General features: G+C 73.5%; 7 protein-coding genes. 6 read left to right on the top strand and 1 reads right to left on the bottom strand.

The features are described from left to right. Positions 1 to 232 precede the first annotated feature (232 nt). The 3 genes from CLV72_RS22365 to CLV72_RS22355 all read left to right on the top strand — a co-directional run bounded on the left by CLV72_RS22365 (position 233) and on the right by CLV72_RS22355 (position 5,214). Positions 233 to 1,531 (top strand): cytochrome P450, encoded by a 1,299-nt coding sequence (locus CLV72_RS22365; protein WP_106249871.1) that lies wholly within the window; start codon positions 233 to 235, stop codon positions 1,529 to 1,531. 99 nt (positions 1,532 to 1,630) lie between these two features. Further along, positions 1,631 to 2,293, top strand: a complete 663-nt coding sequence (locus tag CLV72_RS22360) for a helix-turn-helix transcriptional regulator (RefSeq protein ID WP_106249869.1) — start codon at positions 1,631 to 1,633, stop codon at positions 2,291 to 2,293. A gap of 179 nt (positions 2,294 to 2,472) precedes the next feature. Continuing rightward, entirely contained in the window at positions 2,473 to 5,214 is a 2,742-nt protein-coding gene (locus tag CLV72_RS22355) for an AfsR/SARP family transcriptional regulator (protein WP_106249866.1), read from the top strand. Between the two features lie 270 nt (positions 5,215 to 5,484). Here the strand turns inward: CLV72_RS22355 and CLV72_RS22350 are convergent, their stop codons facing one another. Next, positions 5,485 to 6,546, bottom strand: a complete 1,062-nt coding sequence (locus CLV72_RS22350; RefSeq protein ID WP_106249864.1) for a LacI family DNA-binding transcriptional regulator — start codon at positions 6,544 to 6,546, stop codon at positions 5,485 to 5,487. 276 nt (positions 6,547 to 6,822) lie between these two features. Between CLV72_RS22350 and CLV72_RS22345 the strand changes: the two genes are divergently transcribed. Genes CLV72_RS22345 through CLV72_RS22335 form a run of 3 tightly spaced genes read left to right on the top strand, consistent with a single transcriptional unit; the run spans position 6,823 to position 9,995 of the window. After that, positions 6,823 to 8,121, top strand: coding sequence for an ABC transporter substrate-binding protein (locus tag CLV72_RS22345; protein ID WP_106249861.1), 1,299 nt, complete (start codon positions 6,823 to 6,825; stop codon positions 8,119 to 8,121). 30 nt (positions 8,122 to 8,151) lie between these two features. Continuing rightward, positions 8,152 to 9,111 carry a carbohydrate ABC transporter permease gene (locus CLV72_RS22340; RefSeq protein WP_106249859.1) on the top strand — a complete coding sequence of 320 codons (960 nt, stop codon included), beginning with the start codon at positions 8,152 to 8,154 and terminating at the stop codon, positions 9,109 to 9,111. Then, positions 9,108 to 9,995: a carbohydrate ABC transporter permease gene (locus CLV72_RS22335; RefSeq protein WP_106249857.1), complete on the top strand. Its 888-nt coding sequence runs from the start codon at positions 9,108 to 9,110 to the stop codon at positions 9,993 to 9,995. Before CLV72_RS22340 ends, CLV72_RS22335 begins: the two co-directional genes overlap by 4 nt. Positions 9,996 to 10,022 lie beyond the last annotated feature (27 nt).

The raw sequence follows: 10,022 nt of genomic DNA, 5'->3' as shown, positions 1-10,022 counted from the left end.
AAGGCGATGGCGTGCTCGGTGGATGAAAAGCAAAGGGTTGACCGACGCGATTCACCGTAGTTAAGTGGCTCTGGCGCCATACCCGGACCCGCGGTGCGCGCATATTGCGTCGCAGTTGTGCGGCGACCGGCCACCGACCAGAACCGGCTTCCCGGCGGCTTCCCGAACCGGCTCGTCCACATCGATCGAAGGGCTTCGCCCCACTTCTCGCCGCACCGGAAAAGGAGAGGCCATGAACCTCCGGGACACTCTCGCGCTATCCGCGGAGCTGGCCAGGGAACGGGCGGGCAGATGGGTGCTGGGCCGGCTGTACGGCGACCAGTTCTGCCTGCTCGGCCTGCGGAGCGGCATCGACGATCCGTACCCGGTCCACCGCCGGATCCGTGCCGCCGGCCCGCTGTCGTGGACCCGGGACGGCGGCTGGGTCACGCCGTCGCACCGGCTGGTCGGCGAGGTGCTGCGCGACCGCCGCTTCAGCAGCCGCGCGACGCCCGGGCCCAGCGAGCCCGGATCCATCACCGAGGAGGAACTGCTCTCCCTGTTCCGGCTCGAACCGCCCGACCACACCCGGCTGCGCAGACTGGTGGCCCCGGCGTTCACCGGGAAGGCGGTCGGCCGGTACCGCGACCGGATCGAGCGGGCCGCGCACCGCCTGCTCGACGCGGTGGTGCCCCGCGGTGCCTTCGACCTGATCGAGGACTTCGCCAGCCCGCTCCCCATCGCCGTCATCACCGAGATGCTCGGGATCCCGGACGCGGACGCGGCACGGCTCGCCAGGCACGGCCTGACCCTGTCGAGCGGCCTGGACGGCATCCGCTCGCCGGCCCACCTGCGCGCGCTGGGGGAGGCGGCGCACGACGTGAGCCGGCTGTTCGCCGAGCTGATCCTGCTGCGGACCCGTGAGCCCGGCGACGACCTGATCAGCGAACTGGTGGTGAAGGTGGCCGAGGGGCGGCTGACCGAGCACGAACTGCTCGGGCTCTTCCGGCTGGTCCTGATCGCCGGCTTCGAGACCACGACCAACGTGATCGGCAACGGGGTCCTCGCGCTGCTCCACCACCCCGAGCAGTGGGAGCTGCTGCGCGAGCGGCCCGACCTCGCCCCCGGCCTGGTCGAAGAGGTGCTGCGCTACGACTCGCCGGCCCAGTTCAGCAGCCGGTACGCCCTTGAGGACGTCGAGCTGGCAGGACGGCGGATCCGGGAGGGGCAGAAGATATACCTGCTGCTCGCCGCGGCCGGCCGGGACCCGGAGGTGTACGCCGACCCCGACCGCTTCGACATCACCCGGGAGGGAGCGCCCGAGCACCTGGCCTTCGCCGCGGGCCGCCACTACTGCCTGGGGGCGCCGCTGGCCCGGCTGGAGAGTGCGATAGCGTTCCAGGCCATGGCCGAACGGCTGCCCGGCCTGGCCCCCGCCGGACGGACCCGCCGCAGACGCACCCGCACGCTCCGCGGCCTGACCCGGTTCCCTGTGTCGGTCGTCCAGCCGATGAGCCGCACCACCGGAGCCGACGGGCGGCTCCGGGGGTGACCCGCCCGGATCGGCCCCGTCCCGGCCGCTCGCCCGCTGCCGCGGCCGCGATACCTCCGCGCTACGCGTCCGCTACGCACGGCTCGGTACGGTCCACCCATGGTGACCGAACCATCACACGACCGGCGCCGGCCGGCGGCGGGCACGCTCACCCGGCTCGACGCGGCGCTGGCCTCCGCCCGGCAGGAGGTCATGGCGCTGTGCACCTCCACCGGTCCGCTGCGCGCCGCCCGCTCCGTCGATCGCGGCAGCCTGCGTCCCGGCGTCCGGTGCCGTGTCCTGCTCCAGGCCGACAAGGGCAGCGGCGACTGGTCGGAGGCGCGGCTGGCGGAGCTGGTGCACGTCGGCGCCCAGGTGCGCGTGGCGCCGAGGGTCCCGCTCGACGCGCTGGTGATCGACCGCGCCGTGGCGATCTTTCCCGGCGGCGGGTCGACCGGTGTCGCGACCGCGACCGCACCGGGCATCGTCACCACCGCGGTCGAGCTGTTCGAGCAGATGTGGCCGCACCACGCCCCGCTCACCGTGGTGGGCGCACCGGACCGGCCGGCCCCGAACTCCCAGGAGCGGGAGCTGCTGCACATGCTCTCGGCGGGCTGGGGCGACGAATCGATCGCCGCGCAGCTGGGCGTGTCCGTCCGCACCGTCCGCCGCCGGATATCGACGATCATGAACCGAATCGGCGCGCGCAGCAGGTTCCAGGCGGGGGTGATCGCCGCGTCCGCCGGCTGGGTGCGGCCCCGGCGGCCGGACAGGGCCCGTTAGAACAGGGCCCTAGCGCAGAGCCCGACCGAATAGAACCCGTTGGGACAGAACCGGTCAGCCGTAGGGGGTAGGCCGCTCGGACAGTGGTGGTCTGTTCCCACCCCCCTCGGTACCCTTTCCTGCTAGACGGAGTGCGCCGCAGATGGACATCGTGGGCGAGGGCCAGCGTGGAGTTTCGGATGCTCGGACCGTTGGAGGTCTGGCACGACGACGACCCACTCCCGATCAGCGCCCCGATGCAGCGGGCACTGCTGGCGAGCCTGCTCAGCCGGCTCGGGAACGCGGTCTCCCTCGACACCATCGTCGCGGACCTGTGGGGAGACGTGCCGCCGAAGACGGCCGTCACCACGATCCGCAACTACGTCCGGCGTCTGCGGGCCGTCTTCCCCGAGCAGGTGCTGCAGAGCACCACGGCCGGATACCGGCTCACCGCGTCCCCGCAGCAGGTGGACGTGCACCGCTTCAACGAGCTGGTCACCGAGGCGCGGCGCCGCGGGTCCGTCGAGCTCTACGATCGGGCGCTGGCGCTGTGGCGGGGCGAACCGCTCATGAACATCGGCGACGTCCCGCTCCGTGCCGTGCAGGCGCCGCTGCTGGAGGAGTCCTACCTCGCCGGCCTCGAACGCGCCATCGAGCTCCGGCTGAGCCGGGGCCAGCACATGGAGGTCCTGGCCGGGCTGGTGGAGCTGAACAGCAGGTACCCGCTGCGCGAGCGCCTCTGCCACCAGCTGATGATCGCGCTCTACCGCAGCGGCCGCGCCGCGGAGGCGCTCTCGCGCTACCGCCAGATCCGCGGCCGGCTGGTCACAGAGGTCGGAATGGAACCGGGTCCTGACCTCCGCCGGCTGGAGACGGCCATCCTCCGCGAGGACGCGCAGCTGATCACCGCGGGCACGATGGGGCACGACGGCGGTCCCGGCCGCGCGCTCACCCCGGCGGGGCCGCCCCCGCTGTGCGCCCCCTTCCTGGGCCGCGAGGACGAGGTGGCCGAACTGAAGGAGCGCCTGCGCACCGACGACGCGCCCGTCCACTGCACCGTCTACGGCCCGGGCGGCTGCGGCAAGTCGGCGCTCGCCGTCAGGGTCGGGCACGAGCTGTCCGCCAGGTACCCGGACGGCACGCTCTACGTGGACGTCGGCGGATCGACCCCGGGCGTGCCGGCGCGCAGCGCCGCGGACGTCGTCGCCATGCTCATCCACGCCTTGGGCGGTATCGAACCGCGGCCCGACCAGGACATCACCGAGCTGCTGCGCGCCTACCGCGTCCGGCTGCGCGGCCGCCGGATGCTGATCATCTTCGACAATGTGGCCGGCGCGGACCAGATCCGCGTCGCGCTGCCCGACGAGCCGGGCTGTGCGGCGATCATCACCAGCCGGGCCCCCATCAGCTGCGGAGACTTCCTGTTCCACCTGGATCCGCTGCGGCCCGCGGACGCCGTGGAACTGCTCGGCCGGATGGGCGGGACGCGGATGGTGGCCGCCGAACCCGAGGCCGCGGCCGCGCTGGCCGAGCTGTGCGGGAGGCTGCCGCTGGCGCTGCGGCTGATCGCCACCCGTGCCGCGCTGCGCCCGCACTGGCCGCTCGCGACCTGGGTGCGGCTGCTCGACGACGAACTCGCCCGGCTCGACCAGCTGCGCCACGAGGACGTCGACGTGCGCGCCAGCCTCCTGATCGGACTCGACGGCCTCCGGACGAGCGGCGACGACGCCGACCAGGACGCCGCCGCCCTGTTCCCCCTCCTCGGCCTGCCGAATCCGCCGCACATCACCGCAGCCCTGGCGGCGGCACTGACCGGCTGGCCGGTCACCCGCGCGAACCGCGCGCTGGAATCGCTGCTCAACGTGCAGATGGCCTTCAGCCCCGGCCCGGAGCGCTACCTGCTCTACGACCTGGTCTCCGTGCTGGCCAAGGAGCGGGCACCGCACCGCCGGGCCGAGCCGCTGGCGCGGGCCGTCGACTGGTACGTCGCGGCGATCCGCGCGTGCAGCCTGACCGCCATCGGGGCGCGCACCGACTACGGGCTCCCGCAGGAGCACCCGACCGACGCCATGGCCACCGTCCGCTTCGACCGCTACGGCCAGGTGCAGTCCTGGCTGGACCGCGAACTCCCCGTCATGGTGGAGGTGCTGCGCCAGGCGGTCGCCGGCGGCCTGCGGACCGCGGTCGACGCCGCCCGCATCGCCCTGCAGACCCTGCCGTTCTACTTCAACTCCGCCCTGTCGTGGACCCAGCGCACCGCCCTGGCCGACATGCTGCTCGACCACGATCCCGACCACGCCGCCTTCGCCCGCACCCACCTGGCCATCGTCGAGGGCCAGCGCGGCAACATCCCCCTCGCCCAGCGGCTCCTCGACCAGGCGAACGAACAGCTCGACAGCCGCGACGTGTACACCTCGCTGCTGTTCAGCTCCACCCAGGGCATCGTGCTGGTCTACCGCGGCGACATGGCCGGCGCCCGCGAGAGGTTCGAGCACATCCTGCGCACCGCGCCCGGCACCGGCCACTGCTCCCTGCACGCGATGGCCCTGTGCAACCTCGCCGACGTCCACCTCCGCACCGGACGCTGCCGCGAGGCGCTGGCCCTGCTGGACCAGGCCCTGACCATCAACCGCGCCGCCGGCCACCAGCTCAACGTCGCCATCAACCTCAACACCATGCTGCAGGCCTACTCCGCCTCCGGCGACCACGACGAGGTCATCCGCCGCGCCCCGGAGGTCCGAGCCCACCACGACCGCCTCGGCGACGTCCACCAGCGCGCGGAGCACCTGCTGACCGTCGCCAACTCCCTCAGAGCCGTCGGCGATACCGCCGCGGCCGAAAGCCACCTGGCCGGCGCCCGCGACTGCATCTCCGCCATCAGCCACCGGGAAAAGGTCCACGCCAACACCCTCTTCGACCACCTCCTCACCGACATCCCGTGACCGAGGCCGAAAAGGCCCCGGAAGGTGTTCGTGCAGGTGGCGGGGCGTTCTCGCGTGTCAACCGGTTTCACCGGGCGCGCCGCACGCCGGCGCACGTGCCACCACCACTGTGACGGCCAAAAAGTATCGACACGCCTCTGGAACGAACTGGCGCCGGGGTGCCGATGACCGGTACCCCGGCGCAGCGAACCGCTCACTGCGCTCCGGACGCGTCCGCCTGGTCGGCGAAGCGGTCGCCCTGGCCGTTTACGGCGCCTGGACCGCCTACGGTCACCGAGGGCCGGGTTCGGCGCCGGCGGCAGGATGGCGGGAGGAGGGGGCGGCGACGGTGGACTCGCGGATGACGAGGCGTCCCGGGTGGCGGACGGCGCCGCCGGTCGGGGCGGCGTTGAGGGCGGCGAACAGGTGGCGGACCGCGGTGGCGCCCAGGCTCTGCAGGTTCAGGTCGACGGTGGTGAGCGGCGGGCGGCACTGCGCGGCGAAGACCTCCCAGTTGTCGTAGCCGACGATGGCGACGTCCTCGGGGACGCGCCGTCCGAGTTCGCGGACGGTCTCGGCGACACCGGTGGCGATCTGGTCGCTGCCGCAGAAGAAGGCGTCCACGTCGGGGCTGGTGCGCAGCACCATGCCCGCGGCGCGCCGCCCCCAGCTCTGGGTCCACTCCCCGTACAGCGGCGCCCCGCCCACCAGCGGCAGGCCGTGCTCGCGCAGCACGGTCTGGCAACCGGTGGCGCGGTCGCGCGCCGCCCGGTAGCCCTCCTCGCCGGTGATGTGGGCGATGCGCCGCCGGCCGGTGCCGACCAGGTGCTCCACGGCCAGCCGCGCGCCGCCCTCGTCGTCGGCCAGCACCGACAGGTCGGCGGGGTCGTCGGACTCCGCGTACACGTAGACGACCGGTACCGGGATCTCCCGGGTGAGCGAGGGCCGCATGTCGTTGCGGTCGCCGAGGATGATCAGCCCGTCGACCCGGCGGGAGACCAGGGTGCGGATGTAGTGGCGGCGACGGATCGCGTCGCCGCGCGCGTCGCACAGCAGCACCGACATCTGCTCGTCGCCGAGCGCGTTCTCCACGCCGAGCAGGATCGGGATGGCGAAGCGGCCGCCGAGTTCGTCGGTGATCAGGCCGATGGTGCCGCTGCTGCCCGAGATCAGCCCGCGCGCCAGGGCGTTGGGCTGGAAGGCGAGTTCGTCGGCGGCCCGCAGTACCCGCGTGCGGGTCTCGGCCGCCACCTCGGCGCGTGCGTTGAGCGCCTTGGAGGCGGTGGCCACCGAGACCCCGGCGCGCTCGGCGACGTCGCTGAGGGTGACGGACGTGGATCGCTTCCTGGGCAACGAAAACCTTTCGGCGAGATTTTCGGGCGGCGCGGCCGAGCGGGTGCTCGGGGGCTGAGCTGGAGCTGGGCCGGTTCTGCCACTGAGCCGCCGCAACCGCGTTCATTCTAGTCGACCCGCTTCCGCCGCCCGGCTGTTGACGCACCCGTCATCGTCCAGTTACCTTCCCGAAAACGATTTCGGAGTGGCCTCCATCACGGAGCGCTGTGAGGTGCAGAGCGCGCGGACGCGCACGGCGCCACGGGGCGCTGCCGGTGGCCGACCGAGGGAGCGCCGATGAACGAACGCGGGAGCCGACGGCCCTGGCGGCGCGCGGCCGCCGCACTGGCGGCGCTGCTCGCCACCCTGCTGGTCACCGCGGCCACGGGCTGCGGCGCCGCGCCGGAGCCCGCCGACGGGCGGCCGACCGGCCACACGCTCACCATGTGGACCCGGGCGGCCACCGAGGCGCAGACGCGCCGGTTCATCGACGCCTACAACGCGCTCGGCCGCAACAGCGTCGAGCTGCGGGTGATCCCCAACGACACCTACCAGCAGCAGATCGCCACCGCGGCCGGCGGCGACAACCTGCCCGACATCCTCGGCTCCGACGTCGTCTACGTCCAGAAGTTCATCGAGCAGGGCCTGCTGGCCGACATCACCGGCCGGATCGACGCGCTGGACTTCGCCGATGCGCTGGTCCCGGCCCACCTGGAGGTCGCCACCGCGGCCGGCGCCCGCCACGCCGTGCCGCACGCGCTCGACCTGTCGGTGCTGTTCTACAACCGGGTGCTCTACGAGCGGGCCGGGCTGGACCCCGACCGGCCGCCGCGGTCGCTGACGGAGATGGCCGAGCACGCCGCGCGCATCCAGCGGCTCGGCGGCGAGGTCAGCGGTGCCTACCTGGCCGGGCAGTGCCAGGGCTGCCTGCTGTTCACCCTCTGGCCGAGCGTGTGGGCGGGCGGCGGCGAAGTGCTCAGCCCGGACGGCACCTCCGCCCACCTGGACGCGCCCGAGATGGCCGGGGTCTTCGCGGCCTACCGGGGGATGGCCGAGGCCGGCGTACTGGCCGAGGGGTCGCGGCGGGAGAGCGGCGCCACCTGGATCACCGCCTTCCAGACCGGGAACATCGGGGTCGCGCCGATGTCCTCCACCTTCCTCGGCCGGATCGAGGAGGGCGAGCGCCTGCGGATCGGCGTCGCGCCGATCCCCGGGGCCGACGGCGGGGCGTCGACCTTCGTCGGCGGCGACGTCGTCGGGATCACCAGCACCAGCCGGCATCCCGAGGCCGCCTGGGACTTCATCTCCTGGACGCTGGGGGAGGAGGCCCAGCTGTCGGTGCTGGCCGCCAACAGCGACGTGCCGGCCCGCACCGACCTCGCCGACGCGCCGCGGGTGCGCGCGAACGAGCGGCTGCGGACCATGTCCGAGCTGGTCCCGCTCGGCCGCACCCCCAGGGCGGTGGAGTTCGGCGCCACCTTCAACGACCCGCAGGGCCCCTGGCTGACGCTCGCGCACAACGCGGTCTTCGGGCCCGACCTGGCGGCGGCGCTGGCCGCCAACGACCCGCTGGTCGACGCCTCGCTCGCCCGCTGACCGGCCGGCCCCGTCCCGACAGGAGGCGCCTTGCCCCCCACCGCGTCCCCGGCCCTGTTCCCCGCCCCGCCCGAAACCGCCCGGTCCCGGCCGAGCCCCCGCCCGGGGGCCGGGCGGCGCGCCCGCGAGGCGCGCACGGGGATCGTGCTCTCGCTGCCGCTGGCCGCCGTGGTGGCGGTGCTCTTCGTCGTCCCGGTCGGCCTGGCCGGGTGGATGTCGCTGCACGACTGGCCGCTGCTGGGCGCGCCCGCGTTCTCCGGCGGCCGCAACTACGCGCTGGCCGTCCAGGACCGGCTCTTCGTCGAGGCGGTCGTGTTCACCCTGAAGTACACCGCGGTCACCACGGTGGTGCTGCTCACCCTCTCCCTCGGCCTGGCGCTGCTGGTGCAGCGGCCGGGCCGGGGCGTCGGCCTGGCCCGCACCGCGTTCTTCCAGCCCGCGGTGGTCGGCCTCGCCGTGGCCAGCCTGCTCTGGTACGTCATCTTCAGCGACGAGGCCGGCCCGCTCGGGCCGCTGCTGGCGGCGCTGGGCATCGGCGACGGCACCGTCGACTGGTTCGGCACCCCCGGCGCCGCCCTGTGGTCCACCGTCTTGATGATCACCTGGCGCTTCGCCGGCTTCTACATGCTGGTGCTGCTCACCGGCCTGCAGGCGATTCCCGACGACGTGTACGAGGCGGCGCGGGTGGACGGCGCCGGCTGGTGGCGCACCCTGCGCCACGTGACCCTGCCGCTGCTGCGGCCGACGCTGGCCCTGGCGCTGACGCTGTGCGTCACCGGCTCGCTGCTGGCCTTCGAGCAGTTCGTGCTGCTCACCAGCGGCGGCCCCGACAACTCCACCGTCACCGTGGTGATGACCGTCTACCGGCAGGCCTTCACTCTGCTCGACGTCGGCGTGGCCGCGGCCATGTCGGTCCTGGTGGCGCTCGTCCTGGTGGTCGGGAACGTGGTCCAGCTGTCCATCCTTCGCGAGCGAGGAGACCGGCGATGAGCCTGCCACCCGCGTCCGCGGCCGCGACACCGCCGGCCTCCCGGCGGGCCGGCCGGCGCCGCCGGATCCTGGTGCGGATCACGGCCACCGGCCGGCACACCACGCTGCTGGCGCTGGCGGTCCTGTTCCTCGCCCCGCTGCTGTGGACCGCGTGGGCGTCGGTGCGCGGACCGAGGGCCGCCGGCGGCGCCGAGGGCGTCGGGCTGGACAACTACCGGCGGCTGGCCGAGTACGGCGCCGGGCTGCCCCAATACACCGCCAACAGCCTGGTGGTCTCCCTGCTGACGGTGGCGGGCACCCTCACCGCCGCCACCCTCGGCGGCTACGCGGCGGCCCGCTTCCGCTTCCCAGGCCGCGACCTGCTGTTCCTGGTCACCCTGGGCATCCTGATGGTGCCGTACCCGACCCTGCTGGTGCCGCTGTACGTCCTGCTCGGACGGCTGGGCCTGGAGAACTCCCACCTCGGCCTCGCCCTGGTGCTCACCATGTTCCAGCTGCCGTTCGCACTGTTCATGATGCGCAACGCCTTCGACGGCGTGCCGCGCGACCTGGACGAGGCCGCCCTCATCGACGGCTGCGGACCGGTGCGCACGCTGGTGCGGGTCCTCATCCCGGTCGTCGTGCCCGCCATGGTCACCGTCGGCCTGTTCGCCTTCCTGGCTTCGTGGAACGAGTTCATCGCGCCGCTGATGCTGCTGTCCGACGACAGCCTGCTCACCCTGCCCACGGCACTGGCCGCGATGCGGTCCAGCAGCCACGGCGCGATCGACTTCGGCGCGCTGCAGGCGGGCGTCATCGTCTCGGCGGTGCCCTGCACGGCCCTGTTCCTGCTGCTGCAGCGGCACTACGTGCGCGGCTTCACCTCGGGCGCGCTCAAGGGCTGACCCCGCCCGGCCGCCCCGCCCCGTCCC

The organism is Allonocardiopsis opalescens (assembly GCF_003002095.1).
GTDB lineage: Bacteria > Actinomycetota > Actinomycetes > Streptosporangiales > Streptosporangiaceae > Allonocardiopsis > Allonocardiopsis opalescens.
Note: the sequence above shows the minus strand (reverse complement) of the source record. Positions and strands in the feature narration are given on the sequence as shown.

Bases quoted from the DNA above. Each gene is read 5' to 3' on its own strand.
- CLV72_RS22360 (WP_106249869.1), top strand. From the start codon at position 1,631: ATGGTGACCGAACCATCACACGACCGGCGCCGGCCGGCGGCGGGCACG.
- CLV72_RS22335 (WP_106249857.1), top strand. From the start codon at position 9,108: ATGAGCCTGCCACCCGCGTCCGCGGCCGCGACACCGCCGGCCTCCCGG.
- CLV72_RS22355 (WP_106249866.1), top strand. From the start codon at position 2,473: ATGCTCGGACCGTTGGAGGTCTGGCACGACGACGACCCACTCCCGATC.
- CLV72_RS22345 (WP_106249861.1), top strand. From the start codon at position 6,823: ATGAACGAACGCGGGAGCCGACGGCCCTGGCGGCGCGCGGCCGCCGCA.
- CLV72_RS22365 (WP_106249871.1), top strand. From the start codon at position 233: ATGAACCTCCGGGACACTCTCGCGCTATCCGCGGAGCTGGCCAGGGAA.